This window comes from Wolbachia endosymbiont (group A) of Limnophora tigrina (assembly GCF_964263225.1).
GTDB lineage: Bacteria > Pseudomonadota > Alphaproteobacteria > Rickettsiales > Anaplasmataceae > Wolbachia.
In genome coordinates this window covers 1,566,456-1,588,973 of record NZ_OZ181654.1, presented here as the reverse complement: position 1 = coordinate 1,588,973, position 22,518 = coordinate 1,566,456, and the positions used below count along the sequence as shown (strand labels likewise).

Sequence of the window (22,518 nt, the reverse complement as noted above, 5' to 3'; positions counted from 1 at the left end):
GATTTATTTATATGATTGCTAATCGTAAAAGCAGTGTTAAGCAGAAAAGCAACAAGAATAACATAGTTGGGAGCCTTGATGTAATAAAAACAGCGGGAGAGCTCTCACTTCAAAAAGGTTTGGATTTTAATATTATAATAAATGCACTTAAAAGTGCTATCGAAGCAGTAGCTCAACAAAAGTATGGTAGCAAAAGTAAAATTGTAGTTAATATAGATAGAAACACAGGCAAAGTTACCTCATATAGACAACTAAAAGTCATTAATGATGAATCAAATGAAAATGAGTGTGACTTAATTAAGTTGACACAAGCTAAGTTAATAAAAGAAGATGCAAAAGTTGGAGATACTATTAGTGAGTTGATTTCTCTTAACACTGATCTTGTTTCAGCAAGAATTGCCCAGCAAAAGATTTCTGAAATAATCAAAAATGAAGAGTTAAAAAAGCAATATGAGGAATTTAAAGATAAGGTAGGAGAAATGAGGTATGGCATCGTTAAACAAGTAGAATATTCAGATCTTATTATAGACATAAACGGAATTGGAGCATACCTCCCTTTACGAAACTTAATTGGTGGTGAGTCATTTCGTGAAGGCGATAAGGTTAAAGCTTACATACAGGCTGTTAAGCGCTCTGACGATGGACGTCAAATCATTCTTTCTAGGACTCATGAAGGCTTTTTAGAGGCATTGTTGAATCAAGAAGTACCAGAAGTTGCTGACGGATTGATAACAATTAAAGGTATAGCTAGAGACGCTGGTTCAAGATCTAAAGTTGCTGTTTTTTCATCTGATAAGAATATCGATCCAGTAGGTGCTTGCGTTGGAGTTAAAGGAGATAGAATAAAAACTATTATACACGAATTAAACGGTGAAAAAATCGACGTCATACATTACTCATCAGATTTGGGTCAATTTGTTATTAAAGCCATTACTCCTGCAGAAGTATCAAAGGTCATTATTGACGAAAATGAAAATTGTATAGAGTTAATAGTTGCTGAAGATCAATTGAGTTTAGCTATAGGAAAAAAGGGTCAGAATGTAAGATTAGCTTCAGAGCTTGTTGGATGGAAAATTGAGATATTAAGCACTCAGCAAGAATCAGAAAGAAGAAACAAAGAATTTAGTCAATGTTCAGTTTTATTTGCTGAAGCTTTAAACTTAGAAGAGATTATGGGCCAATTATTGGTAACAGAAGGTTTTTCAAGTGTAGAAGATATATCTAACACTTCAATTAAGGAACTTGCTTCAATAGAGGGCTTCAATGAAGATATTGCAAATGAACTTCATAATAGAGCAAATAATTACCTGAAAGCAGAGAATGATAGAAAAATAGAAGAGCTAAAAAATTTAGGTATGGAAGACGATGTAATCAACTTAGCCTTATCAATAGATAATAAAATTGCTCTTAGTAAACATAATATTAAAACTTTAGAGGACATAGCAGATTTATCAAATTATGAGTTTTGTAGCATACTCTCTTCCTCAACTAATAATAAAGACAATCTAAAAGATACAGCAGATTTAATAATCATAGAAGCACGTAAAAAGCTTGGATTAATATAAAAACAATATGAATAATGAAGATATCAGTAATAAAAAATTAACCCTACAAGGCTTAAGCAAGCTTAAATTAGACATTAATTTAAACTCTTTAGATAGTCAAAGTACTGGTACTACAATAGTAAAAAAAAGAAGAAAAATTCATTCTGCAGAAGAATATAGTTTATTTGACGAGAGTAAATTAGGCTCTTTAACTGAAAAAGAACAAATTTCCCGCATTAATGCTGTACAGAATGCTACTTTGCTGAAAGAAAGGAATCAGAGAGAACAAGAAGAGAAAATAAAAAAAGAAGAAAGCAATCAAGAAGCTGAAGATAAAAATGAATCACACTCTGTACCTAAAGAAATAAATAAGGAAGTTTTAAGTAATACTAACTCAGTTGAACAAAAAGAAGATAGTATTGAATATGAGAACAATGATAAAAAGTCTTTTAAAGCTAGCAAAGATATATACTCTAAGCATTCTAAGCTAGTAATTACACAGGCAATAGATGAAAGAAATGAACACCTCCCTGTATTTAAGCAAAAATTTGGTATAAGAAGTAAACAATCAAAGTTTACTAAGGGTAAAAATATAGCAAGAGAAGTTATTATACCAGACAAAATAACTATCAGGGAGTTATCTATTCGTATGGCAGAAGATAGCAAGAGTGTGCTAAAAATGCTCAAAGAAGAAGTTGGGGAGAGCTATAGAGTAGATGATCTAGTAGATCCAGATATAGCATGCGAAATAGCAAAAAAATTTAATCATACGGCTAAACGAGTAAGTGATGCTGATAAAGAAAAGAATTTACTCTTCATAAGCAACAGAGAAAACTTACCTAAAAGACCAAAACCACCTATCGTTACTTTTATGGGACATGTGGATCATGGTAAAACATCATTGCTTGATGCATTTCGTGAATCCAATGTTGCAGAAAGAGAGTCAGGTGGCATCACTCAACATATAGGTGCTTATCAATTAACGACAAAAAATAAGCAAAAAATTACTTTCATTGATACACCAGGGCATGAGGCGTTTACTGCAATGCGTGCACGTGGTGCCAATATTACTAATATAGTTGTGATAGTAGTTGCAGCTGATGATGGAATCATGAAACAAACAGTTGAAGCAATAAACCATGCAAAAGCAGCAAATGTCTCTATTATAGTTGCCATTAATAAAATTGATAAATCACAACCTGGCGATGTAGAAAGAATAATTAATAGTTTGCCTCAGTATGACCTCATCCCCGAAGAACTTGGTGGTGATGTTATAATTGTGCCAGTATCAGCAAAAAAGAAAATCAACTTAGATAAACTAGAAGAGGCAATTTTATTAATTGCTGAATTAATGACGCTAGAAGGAATAGAGGATTGTCGAGCACTTGGATGGGTAATAGAGTCCAAAATAGATAAAGCTAAAGGAATATCAGCTACATTAATAGTTGAAGAAGGGACATTAAAGATTGGTGACATATTGGTAGTTGGTACAACATACAGCAAAGTACGCAGTATGGTTAATCACCTTGGTCAAAGAGAAAAAGCGTCACTACCTTCTACTCCAGTTGAAGTTACTGGTTTAAATGGTGTACCAAATGCTGGAGATAAATTTGTTGTTGTAAACTCTGAAAGGCAGGCTCGTGAAATTGTTGAATACAGGTTAGAATTAATCAAGAAAAAGCAAGAAGATTTAGACGACAGTAATTTAGATATATTCAGTCGTAATGATAGTGAAACAGAAGAACTATCTGTAGTTTTAAAGTGCGATGTCACTGGTTCTATTGAAGCAATATCAAGCTCAATTGATAAGCTTGGTAAAGAGCAAGTGAAATTAAATATTCTACACAAAGCAGTAGGAGGAGTAACAGATTCAGATGTGCTGCTTGCAGAAGCATCAAGCGCAGTAATTTTAGCTTTTAATGTAAAAGTGGATTCAAAAATAAGAGAATTAGCAAAACAAAAAGGTATAGAAATACATACTTACAATATAATATATGAGCTTATTGAAGACATGAGGATGTATCTAACTAAAATGTTAAAGCCTGTTACACGAGAGGTTCGTGTTGGTTCTGCATCTGTAAGGCAAATATTTAATGCATCCAAAGCCGGTAATATAATCGGATGTTATGTCACTGATGGAGTTATAAAAAAAGATTCTTTAATTAAGGTAGTACGTGGCAGCAAATTGGTGCATGAAGGAAAGTTAAAAGCACTACGTAGATTTAAAGATGATGTTAAAGAAGTGGGTGTAAATTTTGAATGCGGAATATCGCTAGAGGGTAATATCGATATTAAAGTTGGAGACATTTTGGAAGCTTATCAATTAGTGCAAGAAGAAAGGACGTTATAGTAGTTGAATATGAAAAAGGAAATTAGAAATCTAAAAGTAGCATCGGTATTACATAGGGCAATATCAAAAGTCTTAATGGAAGGTAATGTTCTTAATGAAAAAGTAGTAGTATCTGATGTAAAGCTAAGCAAAGATTTGAAGAAAGCAGATGTATATATTGTGTTATCTTCATTAAACATCCAAAATGATAATGATGATATCAGCACTGTTGTTAATGAAATGAACCAATCTGCATGGTCAATACGTAAATCTATATTGTGTTATGTTGATTTGCGATTTATACCTGAGTTAGTTTTTAAGCCTGATTTAGCATTCGATAATTTTGTCAATGTAAGCAAAATATTACATAATCACACTTAATTAATGTATTTCAACCATTATTTCTCATTAATGAGAATACACAGTTTAACAGGTTTATGGCTTGTGCTATTTTCTAGCTTAAGCGGCATTCTTTTAGCCTCAACTTCTCTATCGTATCAGGCTCTTTTTCTCCTTGTTTTGTTTACTATAGGTGCATTTTTAATGAGACCCGCAGGGTGCATAATCAATGATATCTTCGATAGAGAAATAGATGCGCACGTTGAACGAACAAAATATAGGCCACTTGCAAGTGGTGCATTAAACATAAAGCAGGCTTTGGCTTTACTTTCACTGTTACTGTCTATTGCCCTGGTAATCTTATTATTAACCAATAAAACTACTCTTATACTTGGAATAATTTCAATGTGCATGATAGTTATCTACCCCTTGCTAAAGCGTTACGTTTGGTGGCCACAATTGTTTTTAGGGTTTACTTTCAACATGGGATCACTCATGGGTTCAGCAGCAATAACAAACCAGATTAGCATAGAATCCTTGCTATTTTATATAGGATGCGTCTTTTGGACGCTTAGTTATGATACTATATACGCTCATCAAGATAAAAAAGATGATGAGAAATTAGGAATGAAATCTACTGCATTATATTTTGGCAATACAACAAAATCTTGGTTGAAAAGATTTTATTTAATATCCTTAATGGCATGGTTGTATGCTGGTATACTATCATCATTAAATAACATCTTTTATATTGCTTTACTTGCCATAGGATTCATATTTCACCACCAACACAAAAATTTCAATCCAGACGATTCTAATCAATGCATGTCCATATTTAAAAATAATTCCCAGATAGGACTCCTGCTCTTTTTCGGTATCCTTTTAGATAGAATTATAAATTCTACTTTTGTATCCGTTCAGATGCATGGCTAATGTGTAAATATCGAAGCAAAAATGGTGTCATTCCAGTGCTTGATACTGGAATTGAGATTGCAAGTAATGCATTGGGTTTGGTGAGTATGGATTTTGCGTTATAAAATGAAGCACTTTTGATGAATTTATAAAGAAAACTGGATCCCAATGTCAAGTACTGGGATGACAGAGAAAGCATCATATTGGGATGACACCATTTATTTCTATGGCTGTCTTTTCTATCTTATTTTATCACCCTGCTGAACGGATTCTACTTTTTAGAACATATCTTGAAAGGAATTTAGGAAGATAATATGATAGGATCAGTAAAAAATATATCCAGGTGATGTAAGTGACAAAGAATGGAAATTTTTTGAGCCAAGAGTTGCATAAGGTGTGGCCAAGAAAGCATAAAATCAGAACGATTATTCATGCTATACGATACATAATGAAAGGTATTTGCCAGTAGAGCAAAAGATTTTCCTCTATGGAAGACAGTGTATGATTATTTTTTTAGGTGGCGTAATAGTCACACATTGCTTGAAGGCATCAAAATAAAGGCCGGTGTACCCATTGATGTTATAGCTCAAATTACCGGCCTTTTACTAGATGAAATCAAAAAGCTAAGGATTAAGCCTTACCTTGATTTATTAAACCTCTATCCTGAGTTAAATGGCCTTGAACAGAAGTATTACTTAAATAACTTTGAGGCTCTAAGTTTATTTGCTGTTCTTCAACTTCTAATGTACTATCTCTATTGTGTAATATCTGCTCTATTGATTGATTTACTATTAAATCTAGTCCTTTACTAAATACAATCATAAATTTGTTAAACTTCTTTGGACTTAACTTACCTGTTTCTCTATCGTGGCATGCTTGCTCTACATATGAGTTTAAAACCTTCGGAATCTCATTAAATTTACCACTTATGATTTTTGCAGCAACCTCTTTCTTCATTTCTACATAATCAATATTTAACCGGTGCATTGATATGCCACTTTTTAATCCAGCTTGCTCTACTACTTTCTCAAATTCCTCTATAATATTTAATGCATAGCCCTGTGCTTCTAATGGTGATATAGACTGAACTACTGTGGAAATATACTTCTGACCTGTGATTTTCCTTATAAATACATCTAATAAAAGAAGTATACCGTTGTTATCAATACCTTGAACTGTAATAGCTTTAGAAGGTTCCATACTTATAGCTGCCTTAAAAGGAGAAGAAACAAACTGAAAAATACCTTTAATAGTATCTACCGTAGTGTAAGCAAAAATATTGATAAATGAAGATGGCTTACTTGTTCCGCTTGTAACTCCTATTTTATCATTTTGCAATGAATTTTCATCTTCTTTTACAATACTACGGCGATTATGGACACCTATTGATAGAGAACTGCCTTCCTCTTGTGAGTATCGATGACGCCTATGTCTTATAAAATGTTGTGTAGTTTCTTCATTTTTCCTTATTCTTTCCTCTAGAAGGTTTAGTATTTCTGAGCTGTTTTCTTTACTAAGCGTATTTGCTACGGTTAAAGCTCCTCTAGCATCAACATCATTCTCTTCATCAAGAATGAACTTAACTATATTTAAATTGCCATAAGCAGCTGCAAAGTGCAAAGATGTCCAACCATCTTTATTTTTAGCGTTAACGTCAGCATGTTTACTTATAAGAAATTTAGCTACTTCTAAATGACTGCTTTTAACAGCCCAATGCAAAGGAGTATTGCCATTATTGTTCTTAGCATTAATATCAGCTCCTTTCTCTATAAACTCTTCTACTATACTTAATCTACCATAAACTGCAGCGTAGTGCAGAGGGATATTACCATATTTGTTTCTTTCATTAACATTAGCTCCTTCCTTTATGAGCTTTTCTAATACATCTAAATGACTATTTTTAGTAGCCAAATGCAAAGGAGTATCGCCATTACTGGACTTAGCATTAATATCAGCCCCTTTCTCTATAAGCTTTTCTATTACACTTAAGCTACCATAACCTGCAGCATAGTGCAGAGGGACATTGTCATATTTATTCTTCTCATTAACATTAGCCCCTTTCTCTATAAGCTTTTCTACTATATTGACATTCTGATTAAGAGCAGCCCAGTGCAGAGGAGTAGCGCCATGATTATTCTTAGCATTAACATCAGCCCCTCCCTCTATAAGCTTTTCTACTACCTGTAATTTATCTGCAAGAACAGCTAAATGTAGAGGAGTATTGCCTCTATTGTCCCTGGCATTAACATCAGCCCCTTTATTGATAAGATCCGCAACTTGATTGGCATCTCCACTACGTACAGTAGCAAATAATTCATTAATCATTTAACCCTCCATAAAAACAACTCAATTTCAAAGTAAGAAAAAAATCTTTTTCTGAATAAAACAGCTACCTCATAATATAAAGAAAAATATTTTCACTATCATATTTATTGTACATAAAAAATTAATAGCTCAATATACTTTTCATAAAATACTCCATCTCTAAAACTTGTCAATCCCTATTTAGAAGTTTTTTTGATAATCTTTAATGAAAGTTCTTAACGAATTAATACTGACTTAATAGTATATATTACTAAAAATTTAAATAAAACAACCATTCCCAACAACTAAAACCGGCTAGTGAGAGAAGAGTTCGTTTTGGGATGGATTGGTCTGTTGCTGGAACTCAAGAACTGCTGCAAAAGGAAAGCCCCAGTTTTCATAGTAATTATGATATTAAAAAATCACGTTTAAAAACACTTTATAGAAGTGAGAAACACCTCTTTTTGTTTTTGCAGCAGGTCTCCATGTATCCCTCTTTAATTAAGAGACTGACTAGCTCCTTGAGTTTGTTCAGTGCTTGAATACTCAAGACGACTATTTATACCTTTGTTTTCAATCATTTCTGCAAATACCCTTACTTTAAGCTTAGGCACATGCCTTTCTTTCACATCTTCAAAATCTAAACAATTAATCAAAGTTACTCCCGTTTCTTGTTGAATATAACTATAATCATTATTATGAAACATAAGAGAGTTTTTTATGCCAGCAAATGACATTTTTTGAAAATCTCCTTTATAATTTTCTGATAAAACATCAATCAATGGTCTATGGTTATGAAGGAAAATTTCTTTTTTCAATTCATCAGCCTTATTAATTAAAATATGTGCATATTCTGGATATAGCTTTTTTAAATTCTCTTCATTATCAAATTCATTACGTACGTTTTCATTTTGCTCCCATATGCCAGCCATTTTATTAACGTCATTTTCCCTCAAAAAGTCATATAGTGACTTATTTCTTTCTTTAATCTTTTTAACTTCTTCTTCACAATTTTTAAGATGCTGTAAATAATTGTTATACCTCTCGGTTGAAGTGGTTATAAATTCATTTTTCTTTTGTAAATTTTCCTCACTTACATATAAGCCAGCAACTTCTAGTCTTGCTATGTGATTTAGTATAACCTCACAAATATCTGTAAAGCCCATTTCAGTAGCCCAATGCAAAGGAGTTTTTTTACTCTTATCTTTTGCATTAATATCTGCTCCTAAGTCTATTAGAACTTTTATTATATCTGTAAATTCTCCATAGAAACACATAATAGAAGTAATCAAAGGAGTCCATCCACATCTGTCTACTGAATTCACATCAGCTCCAGCTTCTATTAGAACTTTTACTTCCTCTGTAGATAATCTTTGAGCAGCATGATGCAAAGGAGTTCGTTCATCCTTATCTTTTGCATTAATATCTGCTCCAGCTTTTATCAATCTCACAAATTCCTTCATATCTCGTTTTCTAACAGCATCCAAAAGTTCTGTTGATTTCGTTTCTTCTAGTTGTGGCATAAATTACCTCTAAAATGATTAATATTTAGTATTAATATATTAATAATAAATGTCAATAAGTTTACTCGATTCTTCTTTACTATTCCTAAATAAATTATTATTAATTTAATATATCTTCTTGTTAAGAATTTAAATGATATATCTACTTTCAGCAACAAAAACCAGCAAATGTGAGAAGTGTTTGTTTTTGGATCTTATGGTCTACCACTCAATACATACAAACTTTTCTTTATATTAATTTATTTTTTGATTTGACACACTTTTTTGAATGTTTTCTCAACATTTCATTACCTTCTCTCTTTCTCCATTTCCTGGCTCAATATTTACACATGACATTTTTCTTTGAGGATGCCTTGATAGTGGTTTATACCCAGAAGGTCCTGGCTGTGATTTTGATAAATCTTCTATTGCCTCAAATTTTCTCTTTCTCTCTTGATAAGATTCATCTACTTCTTGACGGGTACTGGAAGGGAAAAGGTTTGACTGCACTGTATCAAGCATTTCCTTACTATTATAGTTTATCACAGCTTCAAGACACATCCTTTTGAACTCCTCAGAAGAATATTCATGGCTCTCAATTATATGGGAAGAAAGCATTTTATGATTATAAGCTGCTAACATTGCATATTGTTCTTTTGGTGATCCTGCTTTATCTAATAGAAATTCTAACACTTCAATATCAACTTCAGCAGCAGCTTCTCTAAATGCTTCATAATTATTGGCCGCCAACATTGCATGTCGTTTTTCTGGCGATTCTACTTTATCTAATAGAAATTCTAATACTTTAATGTCAACATGAACAGTATTTACCCTAAACGCTTCATAATTATTAGCCGCCAACATTGCATGTCGTTTTTCTGGAGATCCTGCTTTATCCAATAGTAGCTCCAACACTTCAATATTACCTTCACTGGCAGCTATTCTGAGTGCTTGACAAGCATTAGCCACCAACATTGCATATTGTTCTTCTGGCAATCCTGCTCTATCCAATAAAAACTCCAATGCTTTAATATTACTTTCAGCAGCAGCTTCTCTAAATGCTTCATAATTATTAGCCACCAACATTTTATGTCGTTCTTCTGGCAATTCTACTCTATCCAGCAGTAGTTTCAACACTTCAATATTACCATTACCGGTAGCAGCTACTCTAAATACTTCATAATTATTAGCTGCCAATATTTTACTCTCACTTTTACCCACAATTTTGAGAGGTCATGATGTGAAGCATAACTATGCTCTCCTTAAGATTTTCATAGCCCCGCCATAGAGTCATAGCCCCTGGTAAATTATCACTTTTTCTATTCATAAATCCACCTAATTTTCCTAACCAAATAATAGCTTGTTTTATGTTTGGAGGTTCTTCTGGCAATGTAGCTACTTTATGCTCACGTATGAAAAGGGCCTTCCACTCTTCGTTGCTTAAAATTTTAGTACAGGTTTCCATGGGATTTGATAAAGCGACTTTTGTTAAATATAAAATTTTAAATGCAATAATGCTCTTTATAGCAATTAATTTCTGTAGCCTTTCCTTTGTAGTTAAACGAGAGCTTTCTATTTTACATCCTGATTTTAAAACCCTGAAATACTCCTCAATTTTCCATCTTAGCTTATACCAATTTATCCTTTCTATAGCATCTAAAGTGCTATTAACTGGTACATTAGTCAGCAAAGTCCAATCAATAGCTTCCAATCCTTCAGGAGGATTTGTTTCTTTTGCACTTACCACATATACAGGGATTTTATCACTTATTTTATGCACTGTGTCTTTTGATCCATAAATTGAAGAAGATCTGATAGGTATATAGCCTTTCATATACTTAACTTCAATATTAGCTTTCCTTGATCTTTGGTTTCCACCTTTATTAACTTCTAGAGAAATTTTCTTCTTTACTGGCAGTTGAGTGATGCGTGTTTGCAAATCTGTTTTTCCAATTTCAGTACAGATAAATCTTCTATTAGTTCGATTACGGATTACATAAAAACTACCTAATGTCTCAGTGATCCATAAAAATTTGAAGATATCTGCCTCTCTATCACCAAGGGTAACAAGTTGTACATTTGCAGGAAGGTTGTTTATGCTTTCTTTGAGAGCTGTTATCCACTTATAACTTTCTTTTTCTTCTATGGAGGTACGGTATTTCCTGTTTGCTTTTTCTTGTGACGTTTCTTTTTCCCTAATAGAACGTGCCCAACATTGTTGAGAAGATAGACCTAAAGGCAATCCGTCTTTGCTGACTATTAAGGCACTGTGCAACAGTAAACCCATTTTATGCTTCGTATAAGCTTTAGAAATACTACCTAGCCTCTTAGTTTTTATATGAGAGTCAAAATCCAAATAACTTGTATCTTGAACTGAAAAAACAAACTGATTTCCTTTCATTCTCTCCATAGTTTCTTTGTAATGGGAAGAATAAATTTCCTTATCCTTAAGCTTTTCATTGCTAAATAATCTGTATGCACCCTTAGCTTCTTTCCATCCACTACAGCTTTGATTAATTGATCCAGACGCCTTACCCTCTATACAATAGCCTGTTTTAATAAGTCTCTTATTAAGTCTTGTATCTCCTAAATTAACGTGTTTTAACTCTCTTTCCAGCCATTTATCCCCTAAGCCATCAGTATATTGCACATTTGTACTTACTTCACTCATTTTAATCCCAAATTTATTTGGTATCCATTTTACTCACTTTTTTATTTGTGGGTAAAAGTGAGAACTGAACCCAGTAGAGAGGTTTTGGCAATATATAAAACAGAACATTTTACGCAACAAAATCTATGATACTATCGGTCTACTTGAAGATGTTTTATGTAATTTTATTGTTAGTCTTTCCCCTGCTACGGTTAAACAAGTTTGTAATATTCCTTATTTGTTCGTCTAGTAAGTGGAGTTGGTATAAGAAACCAGTGTCAAGCACTGGGATGACATAGAAGGAGCACTGGGATGACATAGAAGGAGGGAGCAGGAGATGACAAGAGAGGGGCTACTTTCATTTGCTGTCTTCAAAAATTTACAATTATGCTTCATATATTTTATTAAATATTTTACTTAAAAATTCAATTTCTTATTATAAGAGATAAGCAATTCATGAATAATGAAAGATTACAAAAAAGGTCATAGAAAGCGCCTAAGAGAGAGAATTATTTCAGATAACGGACAATCATTACTTGATTATGAGATTTTAGAACACATTTTATATTCAGCATATAGTAGAATTGATGTAAAGCCAGTAGCAAAGAGTTTGATAGAAAATTTTGGTAGTTTAAATAAGGTTTTTAATGCCGATTTAGAAGCACTGCAGAATATCGAAGGAGTTAGTAATGCAGCTATATCTGCTATCTTTTGTGTTAAACAGGCTTTTGTTCGTTCTGCACGAGAAGAAGTAAAGGACCTACCTATAATCAATAATTGGGAAAAATTGCTTGATTATTTAAAAGCAAGTATAGGAAGCCTTAATAAAGAAAATTTTCGCGTTATCTATATGAATAAAAGATATCGTCTAATAGCAGAAGATCTACAAAACTTTGGTACAATAGATCAAACTCCTCTTTATGTTAGAGAGATCATAAAACGCGCTCTTTTGATTGGCTCAACATCGATTGTAATATCCCACAATCACCCAAGTGGAGATATACAGCCTTCAAGTAGCGATATGTTTCTCACCAGACAGCTTGCAGAAGCTTGCAAAAGCATAGGAATAGAATTAATAGATCATATTATTATCACATTTAGTAGCTATTTTAGTTTCAAGGAAAATAGGCTTTTATTAGAGTAGATCTAAAATTGCTTTTGCCATTTTTCTTATTATGGAAGTATAGCTCTTCTTATAATAGTCCGAACGGAGGTAAAAACGTCTTTATAGCTATTATAAGCCAAGAGGCCAGCAGTATATTATTATGACCTGTTCGGATTATTGTGAGAAGAGCTATAAAGCTATACATGAGGTGGTTGCCAGTGGAACAAAAATTTTCCTTCTGGAAGACAATGTGTGATTTAGATGGCGTAATAGTGGCAAATTGAAAGAAATACATGGTATTTGCCACTATTAGAAATCTCCTGTTTTGATAAGACTTATGAGGTCTTTATTGGTTTTTTGAATTTTGTTGAAGCACTCACATGCTTACTCTAATATTTTGTTCACAGAGCCTAGTTAGCTCAATTTCAACGTTAATTTGTGAAGCTCTGAGTTCTGTTAGGGGATTTTCTGGTTGAATATCTAGCTTATTCTGTATGTTCGGTAAACAAATTAAAGCCGAATCAAAAATTTCATCATACTGCTCTGCTTCATGCACACAATTGATTATTTCCTCCACATCTTGCGGCGTATCTTTTAATATTGCTCTTATTTGGTTTAGGTTTTGACGAATTTTTTCCTGATATCCAGCAATTCTCTCTTGATATATATCAATCATTTTTTGACATGAGGTGCCTCTAAATGGGTGTTCTGCTTTTTCCTTTATGTAGGAGCTCTGAAAATTTTTGCAATTAAGGACTGCTTCTCTACATTTTTTTATGTCACTAATTATACTGGTTATTGACTTACTTGCTTTCTCATGCTCTTCTTTTTTGATTATACATTCATTCTTTGTTTGGCTCATTTTATCATACAGATTTCTGCATTCTTTATATGATACCAGCGGTTGTAGTATTCCTTCCTCTACACCTTTATTATAAAAATTCTTCAACTCATCGCTTGATAGTATTCGTATAGCATCTTCCCTTTTACCTTGTGATTTAGGATACTTTTTGTTCAGTGAACTAATATAATTTAATAGGAAACTCTTAGTTAAATCTTCCTTTTTAACTTCTGATAATTTTTCTAGTGTTTCTATATATTTCAAAGTTTCCGCAAAAAGCTGCGCACCAGATGTAGCAAATCCTGGCAGTGGTTTGCTCTGCGCCTTATAAAAATCGGTTTGTAAAAAATCTTCGGCTTGTTTTTTTATTACTGAAAGTTCATTGAAGGCTTTTTCTGGATTGATTTTTTTTAAAATACTAGTAGCTTTTTTAATCGCTCTTTCTCTCTTTTTATTATCTTGTTTTTCGTTTAAGATTAAGCTTTCAGCTTCAGTAAAAGCATTGCCTTGGGCACTTTTGGCAATATTACAAACAACGTTTTTTACAACTTGCTTAGTTGCTACATAATCTATTTCCTTTGTAAAGCAATCAATAAATAGCTGCCAAATTTTTTTGTTAACGGACTTACTTGTCTTATGTTCTAAATCTTCTACATCTTTGAATCCTAAAATAGTATAGAGATTTTTTTCAATTATTGGTTCAGCATGTTGTTTTGCCACTTTACCTTTTATATTGAATAGAAATTCACTAATCTTAGTTGTGCCCATAATATTACCTCACAATATTAATGTTATATAATATAAAGTATAAAAGCTTAATGATTAATTTTTACTTACTATTAATATAATTGAAGATTAACTTTGTTCCTATATTAAAACTTTAACTCCCAATTTATTATTAGTAATATCATTATATGAATCTTATGCCTGAATTTGGGAATATATTGTTATTGGTAGCCTGTTTGTTATCTTTAACGTATTTGTTTCTACCGTTTAGTTCTTACCGATTCGTCTCCTCTGCCATATTTTTTTTTGTGTCAGCATCAATGGCTATTTTGATCTACTGCCACATTAAAAATGATTTCTCACTTGAAAACGTATATTACCACTCACACACAACAAAACCTTTGATCTATAAGATTTGTGGTGTTTGGGGAAATAAAGAAGGGTCTATGTTGCTTTGGACCTTAGTGCTTGTCATGTATTTATTACTAATGGATATTTATATACCTTCTGTCATCCCAGTGCCCAGACACTGGAATTTAATTGCAAATGAGTACATCAAATGGCAGTGTAATAAAAACTGGATTCCAGTGTCAAGCACTGGAATGACACCAGAACGAACTAATGGTAGTAAATTAAAAAAAATATCTCTTATCACCCAAGGCTTGATTTGCTTTTGTTTTTTACTGTTCACTTTACTTGAATCCAGCCCCTTCACTAAAATGCCAGGCATTGAAACAGATGGACTGGGTTTTAATCCGATATTGCAGGATATAGGCCTTGCTATTCATCCACCGGTATTATATTTGGGGTACCTTGGATTTAGCGTTCCTTTTTCGCTCTCTATAGCTGGATTAATTTTAAATACTGAAGGAAATGTTTGGGCTAAAATTGTCAGGCCTTGGGTACTTATTTCTTGGTCGCTGCTCACTTTGGGCATCAGCTTGGGTAGCTGGTGGGCATATCGTGAACTCGGTTGGGGTGGATTTTGGTTTTGGGATCCAGTGGAAAACGTTTCTTTGATGCCGTGGCTAATTGCAGTGGCGCTGACACATTTGTTGCTCGTTGTACGAAATTTCAATACTTTAAGGAATTTTGCTATTTTACTTACGCTCACAACTTTTATATTGAGTGTGACTGGAACATTTCTAGTCCGCTCAGGAATACTTACCTCAGTGCACACGTTTGCAGATGACCCAAGATATGGACTGTATATATTAGCTCTACTTGGTGTAATTACAGTCAGTAGCTTAGTAATATTTGTAGTGTTTACGAGAAAGAATCACACATCTTTCCAGTATTCGATATTGGAATCTGAAAAGAAATCTGCTACTCAAGTGACAGAGGGTAGAAGATTCTTTTCACGCCTTACGATGATGCTGATGAACAATTTATTATTCATCACTGCCTTTTTCATCGTGTTTGTTGGCACTTTATACCCTACAGTGCTTGAGTATTTAACCGGTGAATTAATTTCAGTTGGAGCACCATATTACAATTCTTTATTTAACTCTATTGCACTAGCTATTCTAGTGCTCACCATGATAGGGCAATACTGCAGTTGGCAGGGAAATAGTCTATTGCCAATATTCCGTGAATATAGATTTTCATTTTGTAGTGCTGCAGCTATTTTGCCGTTTATCTTTCACATGGAGCTAATGATTGTGCTATCAATTACCATCTCCATAGCGTTATTAATCTTTGTTTTAGAAGCATATAGTAAAAGAATTTGTTTATTTAAGGTAGCATTTGGTGAATCAATTTTATTAGCAAGAAGAGTTTCTAAGTCCTACTATGCAATGATGCTTGCTCATGCTGGAGTGGCAATTCTAGTGCTTGGTATATCTTATTCAGTTGGTTGGCAGGAGAAAAAAGAAAACTACTTGGGAATAGGAGACAGCATAACAGTCAATAAATTTAAAGTTACTTTACGAAATATTGAGCTAATAAAAGAAAAAAATTTCCATGCAGTGAGGGGTACAATGGATATCAGGAATTTGCTGAATAATAAGATATTAGGTGAAGTAACTCCTGAATATAGATTTTACCTTGCGGAAGGTCAGAAAAATGTTGAAAGCAGTATCTACCACAATTTATTTTCTGATATTTATGTTGTAATTGGAGAGATTGATAAGAGTAAGAGCAAAATTGCAGCTAAAGTGCACTATAAACCTGGAATGTCTATAATCTGGCTTGGATCCTTTCTTATCGCTTTTGGTTCGCTCCTTGCTGCTTTGCCTTCTAGCAAAAAAGTAGTTCCTTCAGTATCATAAAGTTTGCATTTTTTTGCAATTTAAACTTAAGCTAAGCAACACTAACCTTGCTGGCGAATTTTCTCTATGTTCTGTTGTACAATAGGAAATAAAGATATATTTTCTAATGAAGAACTTACATGATATATGGAATCTACTTCCTCAGGCCTTTTAAAATATCCCTGCTTAATAGCGTCGTAGACAGAAGAACCACCAAGCAAGCAGTTCTCACCTAACTCTTCTTTATAATTTTTAAACTTTTCCAATATTTCCTCCTTGTTACTCACTTCTACTATAATTTTTCCTTCATCTTGGACATCAGAATACAATCTAGCATCTACTTTTCCCAAATCAGTATGAAAAGTCAGTACTATATTACCTATAAGGTCAGTATAATTTCTTACCCCACCTTCTGTTAAAATTTCTGTCTCGCTTTCACCGATTGCTATCACGTCTCTTCGAAATTCTGTGCTTTCATCTGTTCCATTTACGATTTTTGCAACCTCGACTATACTATTCTTTGAGTATTTCAAGTAGAAAGTGAAGTTGTCCATTTTTGCCTCTTTTACCTTACCAGTAGTTGCGTTTTTTGCAGCTTCCAAAAACCTTAGAGAGTAATGTATATAGCTTTTACGTGCTTCTTTAAGATTAGCTTTGTGGTCTTTAAACTTCTCTAGTTTATCAATTACAATTATACTACTTAGAGTTTCAAATACTGCACCTCTTTTTACCAAATTACATACTATGCGACTAGCAACTTCTATGTCCCTTTCACCTTGAAAAATCTTTAATTCACTAATTCTTCTTATTACATAATCTGTAAAATTATACCTACTCTCATAAGTATTTTCATATATATTTCCCTCACGAGTAAGATTGAACCTTACCCTAGATTTTATAGCTTCATTTACAACCTGTTCTAGCTGATTTATGTCTTGAACTTCATCTAATTTACAAAAATATTTACCTGGATCTTGCTCATCTAGTAGAAAATCCTCCCCCCATAGATTTACACTTTTGCACAAATACTTTTTTCCATTATAGTCAACTTGTGTTTTTTTACGAAAAGTTCCATAAATAACATCATCAGTTAAAAAGTACTCTTTAATATTAAGGTTGGGATTATTAACTGCAAATTCTATTGGGGTTTTACCTTTTTTATCCTTTATATCAAGATTAGCTCCTTTCCTTAGAAGCAATTTGATAATTGTATCACAATGACCAGAACGAGTAGCATAATGTAAAGGTGTTCTTCCTGTGTCGTCCTTTTCATTAGGATCAGCACCTGAATTCAACAGTAAATCTATGAATTCTCCCGCATTGCTACATTCCATACTTGATAGAATATGCAGTATTGTCAGTTTAGATTCTCCTCTTTTAAGGTTGAGGATGGTTTTTAGATCTTGATTACTTTTATGATCCAGTAAAAATTTTTTAATTTTTTCAACATCGTTCTTATAATCCTTATAAGTAACATGTGGAAAGTCTTTAAAAGTACTTAAGAATTTTTTATTCAACTCCTTCTGACTCTCTGTTAAGTTGGACATGTCAACAAGCCACGTAGATATCAACTTACCAAATGCACCTCTTTCAGCAATATCAGTTAAAGAACAGTCATTGCGAAGTACCAGTGAGTATTTAATCAATTCATATTCATCATCCTCTTGTTGCTGTGTTTCTTCTGCTTTCTTAGAGTGCTTAAAATCATTTTTTATTAATTCAATCAAGAGCTTTAATGTGTTAAAACTTTTATGTCCCAATAAAGGATCTGCTTTGTTTTCAAGTAGAATTCTTGCTATTTCTGAATAGCCATTTCTAATAGCCCAGCATAACGGAGTACGCCCGTATTTATCCGCTATGTCAACAGCAGCTTCCTTTTCTATGATAGCTTTTACTATTTCCACTTGGCAATTTTCAGCAGAAACAGCATGATGTAATGCAGTACTCTCAGCCTGACTTACTGCATCAACATTAGCTCCCGTGTCTAATAGGAGTTCTACTATCTCTTTATTTTCATTGTGAGCAGCACAATGCAAAGGAGTACACCCATTTTGATCTGCTGTATTAACATTAGCCCCGTTTGCTATGAGAACTTTTATTATCTCTGTATAACCAAAGCGAACAGCAGCGTGTAAAGGAGTTATCTTAACTTTACCTACTGCATCAACATTAGCCCCCGTGTCTAATAGGAGTTCTACTATCTCTTTATGTCCATTGTGAGCAGCACAATGCAAAGGAGTACACCCATCTTGATCTGCTGCATTAACATTAGCCCCGTTTGCTATGAGAATCTCTACCACTCCTATACTACCACTTGCAGCAGCAAAGTGTAAAGGATTCCATCCATCTTGATCTGCTGTATTAACATTACCCCCTTTTTTTTTATTAAAAGCTCTGCTATCTTTACAAGATCATTTCTAGCAGCTATATGTAACAATGTACTTTGATCATCGAATGTATAATTTATGTTAAATCCATTATCTTGCCACTTTTTATACGTGTCTGGATCTTCTTTTTCCAATTCCTCTTTTACCCTTTCGATTATATTGTTCTCATTTAAGTCACTTATTGTCCTTAATATTTTTAACAACCGTTCATATTCCATAATTCTACCTCAAACTATTTGTTTTTGTACTATAGCTAAAAAAAATTATTGATCCATAATAAAATAACCAACACCAGAGTAAGTGGTTTGCTGCTAACATATTTAAAAATGTTATGAACTTAATAAGAGAAAAAAATACCCCTGTAATGGAGCAATATTTAAATTTGAAAGCTCAATACACGGATCATCTATTGTTTTATAGACTGGGCGATTTTTATGAATTGTTTTTCGATGATGCTATTAAAGCTGCGAAATTGCTGAATATAGTGCTAACCAAGAGGGGCAATTCAAATGGGCAAGAAATACCAATGTGTGGAGTGCCAGCACACAGTAGTGAGTCTTACCTGCACAAGCTAATAGATTTAGGATTCAAAGTAGCAATCTGTGACCAATTAGAAACTGCTGATGAAGCAAAAAAGAGGGGCTATAAATCCATAGTAAAACGTGATGTAGTGCGAGTTGTAACTCCAGGTACAATTATAGAAGATTCACTACTGGAGGATAAAAGCAATAATTATCTCGCATCCATAGTTGAACAAAATGACGAATATGCTATTAGTTGGCTTGAATTATCGACGGGAAAATTTTTTCACATTTTAACGAGTTTGAAAGCTCTAGATAGTGATTTATTGCGTATATCACCAAGAGAATTATTAATTTCTGAAAAATTCACTGAGGACGAAAAAATTAGATCGATTTTAAAAAATTATAAAATATCAATTACGCAACACGCACAGAGCTTTTTTGAGTATAGTAAATCTCACAGAACGTTATGCGAGTTTTATAAAATCAGGGAACTTGGGAGTATAGGAAATTTCAGCAAAGTAGAAATCATGGCGTGTGGTGCACTGCTTGAATATGTCAGAGTAACACAAAGGGGCTCCATTCCAAGGCTTGAATTCCCAAAAACCTATAAGCAACAAAATTTCATGCTTATTGATGCTTCAGCAAGGAGAAACCTTGAGTTGTTTTCAACTCAATTTGGTGAAAAGAAAGGTTCACTAATTTCAGTTATTGATCACACAGTAACAGCCTCTGGTGGACGCCTGCTCAAACAAATGCTCGCTTCACCCCTTGCTTGCTCTAAGGCAATTAATTTGAGGCTCAGCACCGCTCAATTTTTTGTAAATAATCATGAGCCACGCAGAAAAATACGAGAGATATTATCTAACATTCCAGATATTGAGAGGTCTTTATCGCGCTTAATACTAGGGCGTGGTTCACCAAAGGATATGAACCTATTAAAAATAGGCCTAGGAAAAACTTTAGAGTTGTCTGAGTTTCTGTCTACCTTGCATAATTATTGTTTAAGTGAAAAATCAGAAATTAACTCTCAGATGTCATTCCAGTGCTTGACAAGAGAAAAGGAACCAGTGTCTACTACTCAGGTGATAAGTAGTGACGAAAGTGAACTAAGCACAATACATAAAAGCCTTGGCAATCATAAAGACCTATTTGAACTGTTAAATAGTGCTATACTTGATAATAACCTCAGTTCCGTGAAAGAAGGAGGATTTATTCACTCAAAATACAACTCAGAATTATCTGAGTTATCCTACATATTAAATAATAGTAATAAACTAATAACCAAACTCCGTGAATCTTATCGCGACCTAACTGGTATTGCCGCACTTAAAATATTACATAACAACATACTCGGTTATTACGTTGAAGTGTCGGCAAATCACAAAATAACTTCGGATATATTTATTCATAGACAAAGCTTAGCAAATAGCATGCGCTACACTACTAATGAGTTGAAAGAACTAGAAAATAAAATTCTTACGGCACGTGATGCTGCAATCGGCTTAGAAATGAAAATTTTTAGTGAACTGTGTAGTGAAGTCGCTAAAGAATCTGAAAAAATTGCTCTTGCTGCAAATGCTTTGGCAAAACTTGATATTAGAACCGCGTTTGCAGAGCTTGCAGTGCAAAATAATTACGTAAAACCCATCATTGATGACAGCAAAGAGTTCAATATCTGTAGCGGAAGACATCCAGTGGTTGAAGTTAACGATAAATTCATTGCAAATAGCATCAATTTAGCTGGTATACATCTAATTACTGGTCCTAATATGGCTGGAAAAAGCACTTTCTTGAGGCAAAACGCTCTCATTGCAGTTTTAGCTCATATGGGGTCATTTGTGCCAGCAGAGAGTGCGCATGTAGGAGTGATTGACAAGATATTTAGCAGGGTTGGTGCAACAGATAATATAACAGCTGGTTATTCTACCTTCATGGTAGAGATGATCGAAACAGCAACGATAGTAAATCAGGCAACAGATCGTTCCTTGGTGATACTTGATGAAATTGGTAGGGGCACAGGAGTGTATGATGGATTATCTATTGCACAGGCAGTGATTGAACATATTCACAATGTAAATAAGTGCCGCGCCATTTTTGCAACTCATTATCATGAATTAACTAAAGTAGGTGAATACTTAGAAAATGTGAAATGTTTTTGTATGAAAATAAAAGAATGGAACGGAGAGGTTATCTTTTTACATGAAGTAATTGAAGGCATTGCAGATGAGTCATATGGAATACATGTAGCAAAACTTGCTGGTTTTCCTGACTCTGTTTTAAATAGAGCAAGTGAAGTGTTTGAGGAGCTAAAGGCTTGAGGAAAGTAACATTATATTACTCCACAATTATGGAGTTTTAGCAATCTATGGCGCTTTAATTTTAGTCAGCTTTCTGAGTAGCTGAATTAACGTAGCATTGATCTATTGCCACATTGGTCAAGATTCCAATTCCACCACCTACAACTGCACCTACAGCTCCTAATGCTAGTTGAGTACCAATTCCAGCAGAAGACCCAATGATTAATGGAGCAAGAAAATATAATGCTAAAGCGCAAGTTATTGCAGCTACACTTATAACAGCCAGCTTTCTCGGACAAAAATTTTCTGGTGCCTCAGCACTAGATATGAATGATGATTGTGCGCCGTAGAAACACGAAAAGTGTTGAAGCTGTGCAGTAGATGAGGGAGGGCCCCTCGGAGCCGGTTTGCAAGAGCAGGCTTCAAACAGCCATAAGCTGCTTTGGTAAAGAGCTAAGGTAGTAAGCGTTATGGAAAAGGCACAATTATGTGTCATGTATGAAATAGAGAGACGAACGCAAGTGAACCACTGATGAAGTGTCGAAAGCGTAGAGACGACGTCAAAACCAGGGGGTAGTCGTTAACCTGGGATGAATCTACTGGGAGCTTGTTTACTGGGTAGGTGGCGTCCGGCATAAAAGTGGCGTGAATCTATTTTAGGCTATTGCATGGAACTACGGGAACCTGTCGTTTCGATGAAAAGGGAGAAGTCCAAAGAGCTGATCTCTGAGGATGAGAGTACCGATGCGAAAAACAGGGGCGGATTAGCTCGTAGTAGCGAAGAAGTTTCTGTAATGGAAATGGAGTGA

16 protein-coding genes and 2 pseudogenes are annotated in these 22,518 nt (G+C 33.9%); 9 read left to right on the top strand and 9 right to left on the bottom strand.

The annotated features are described in order from the left end of the window. Positions 1–11: 11 nt before the first annotated feature. Genes nusA through ubiA form a run of 4 tightly spaced genes read left to right on the top strand, consistent with a single transcriptional unit; the run spans position 12 to position 5,145 of the window. Positions 12–1,565 (top strand): transcription termination factor NusA, encoded by a 1,554-nt coding sequence (gene nusA, locus ACE38P_RS07470; protein WP_010407241.1) that lies wholly within the window; start codon positions 12–14, stop codon positions 1,563–1,565. A gap of 7 nt (positions 1,566–1,572) precedes the next feature. Then, positions 1,573–3,894, top strand: coding sequence for a translation initiation factor IF-2 (infB, locus tag ACE38P_RS07465; protein WP_264375632.1), 2,322 nt, complete (start codon positions 1,573–1,575; stop codon positions 3,892–3,894). Between the two features lie 9 nt (positions 3,895–3,903). Then, the gene (locus ACE38P_RS07460; protein ID WP_006015187.1) at positions 3,904–4,254 is read left to right on the top strand and encodes a ribosome-binding factor A; all 351 of its coding nucleotides are present in this window, start codon (positions 3,904–3,906) and stop codon (positions 4,252–4,254) included. A 3-nt stretch (positions 4,255–4,257) separates the two neighbouring features. Next, positions 4,258–5,145, top strand: coding sequence for a 4-hydroxybenzoate octaprenyltransferase (ubiA, locus tag ACE38P_RS07455; RefSeq protein WP_374699797.1), 888 nt, complete (start codon positions 4,258–4,260; stop codon positions 5,143–5,145). 609 nt (positions 5,146–5,754) lie between these two features. Here ubiA and ACE38P_RS07450 read toward each other — a convergent pair. From ACE38P_RS07450 to ACE38P_RS07435, 4 genes are all read right to left on the bottom strand, one after another. After that, complete coding sequence (locus ACE38P_RS07450) at positions 5,755–7,449, bottom strand: ankyrin repeat domain-containing protein (protein ID WP_374699796.1); 1,695 nt, start codon at positions 7,447–7,449, stop codon at positions 5,755–5,757. A 476-nt stretch (positions 7,450–7,925) separates the two neighbouring features. After that, a complete protein-coding gene (locus tag ACE38P_RS07445; RefSeq protein WP_374699795.1) occupies positions 7,926–8,951 on the bottom strand; it encodes an ankyrin repeat domain-containing protein in 1,026 nt (341 codons plus the stop codon). A gap of 276 nt (positions 8,952–9,227) precedes the next feature. After that, positions 9,228–10,127 (bottom strand): hypothetical protein, encoded by a 900-nt coding sequence (locus ACE38P_RS07440; protein ID WP_374699794.1) that lies wholly within the window; start codon positions 10,125–10,127, stop codon positions 9,228–9,230. A 16-nt stretch (positions 10,128–10,143) separates the two neighbouring features. Then, positions 10,144–11,601 carry an IS4 family transposase gene (locus ACE38P_RS07435; protein ID WP_374699293.1) on the bottom strand — a complete coding sequence of 486 codons (1,458 nt, stop codon included), beginning with the start codon at positions 11,599–11,601 and terminating at the stop codon, positions 10,144–10,146. A 61-nt stretch (positions 11,602–11,662) separates the two neighbouring features. Here ACE38P_RS07435 and ACE38P_RS07430 point away from each other — a divergent pair. Both ACE38P_RS07430 and radC read left to right on the top strand, forming a co-directional pair. Continuing rightward, a pseudogene (locus ACE38P_RS07430) lies at positions 11,663–11,830 on the top strand (IS630 family transposase); the annotation flags it as partial. A 213-nt stretch (positions 11,831–12,043) separates the two neighbouring features. Beyond that, positions 12,044–12,724 carry a RadC family protein gene (gene radC, locus ACE38P_RS07425; RefSeq protein ID WP_264375899.1) on the top strand — a complete coding sequence of 227 codons (681 nt, stop codon included), beginning with the start codon at positions 12,044–12,046 and terminating at the stop codon, positions 12,722–12,724. A 337-nt stretch (positions 12,725–13,061) separates the two neighbouring features. Here radC and ACE38P_RS07420 read toward each other — a convergent pair whose 3' ends face one another. Further along, positions 13,062–14,294 (bottom strand): hypothetical protein, encoded by a 1,233-nt coding sequence (locus ACE38P_RS07420; RefSeq protein WP_374699793.1) that lies wholly within the window; start codon positions 14,292–14,294, stop codon positions 13,062–13,064. A gap of 146 nt (positions 14,295–14,440) precedes the next feature. On the opposite strand from ACE38P_RS07420, the gene ACE38P_RS07415 reads away from it, so the two are divergent. After that, on the top strand, positions 14,441–16,522 hold the full coding sequence (locus ACE38P_RS07415) for a heme lyase CcmF/NrfE family subunit (RefSeq protein ID WP_374699792.1): 2,082 nt from the start codon (positions 14,441–14,443) through the stop codon (positions 16,520–16,522). Between the two features lie 41 nt (positions 16,523–16,563). Here the strand turns inward: ACE38P_RS07415 and ACE38P_RS07410 are convergent, their stop codons facing one another. From ACE38P_RS07410 to ACE38P_RS07400, 3 genes and pseudogenes are all read right to left on the bottom strand, one after another. Beyond that, positions 16,564–18,537, bottom strand: a complete 1,974-nt coding sequence (locus ACE38P_RS07410; protein WP_374699834.1) for an ankyrin repeat domain-containing protein — start codon at positions 18,535–18,537, stop codon at positions 16,564–16,566. Beyond that, positions 18,523–18,816, bottom strand: a pseudogene (locus ACE38P_RS07405) (ankyrin repeat domain-containing protein); the annotation flags it as partial. The pseudogene ACE38P_RS07405 and the gene ACE38P_RS07410, both read right to left, overlap by 15 nt. Continuing rightward, entirely contained in the window at positions 18,804–19,106 is a 303-nt protein-coding gene (locus ACE38P_RS07400; RefSeq protein WP_374699791.1) for a hypothetical protein, read from the bottom strand. The gene ACE38P_RS07400 and the pseudogene ACE38P_RS07405, both read right to left, overlap by 13 nt. Positions 19,107–19,219: 113 nt before the next feature. Between ACE38P_RS07400 and mutS the strand changes: the two genes are divergently transcribed. Next, positions 19,220–21,730 carry a DNA mismatch repair protein MutS gene (mutS, locus tag ACE38P_RS07395; protein WP_010401892.1) on the top strand — a complete coding sequence of 837 codons (2,511 nt, stop codon included), beginning with the start codon at positions 19,220–19,222 and terminating at the stop codon, positions 21,728–21,730. 61 nt (positions 21,731–21,791) lie between these two features. On the opposite strand, the gene ACE38P_RS07390 is transcribed toward mutS, so the two are convergent. Next, complete coding sequence (locus ACE38P_RS07390) at positions 21,792–22,205, bottom strand: hypothetical protein (protein ID WP_374699790.1); 414 nt, start codon at positions 22,203–22,205, stop codon at positions 21,792–21,794. A gap of 172 nt (positions 22,206–22,377) precedes the next feature. On the opposite strand from ACE38P_RS07390, the gene ACE38P_RS07385 reads away from it, so the two are divergent. Continuing rightward, positions 22,378–22,518, top strand: coding sequence for a hypothetical protein (locus ACE38P_RS07385; RefSeq protein ID WP_019078704.1), 141 nt, complete (start codon positions 22,378–22,380; stop codon positions 22,516–22,518).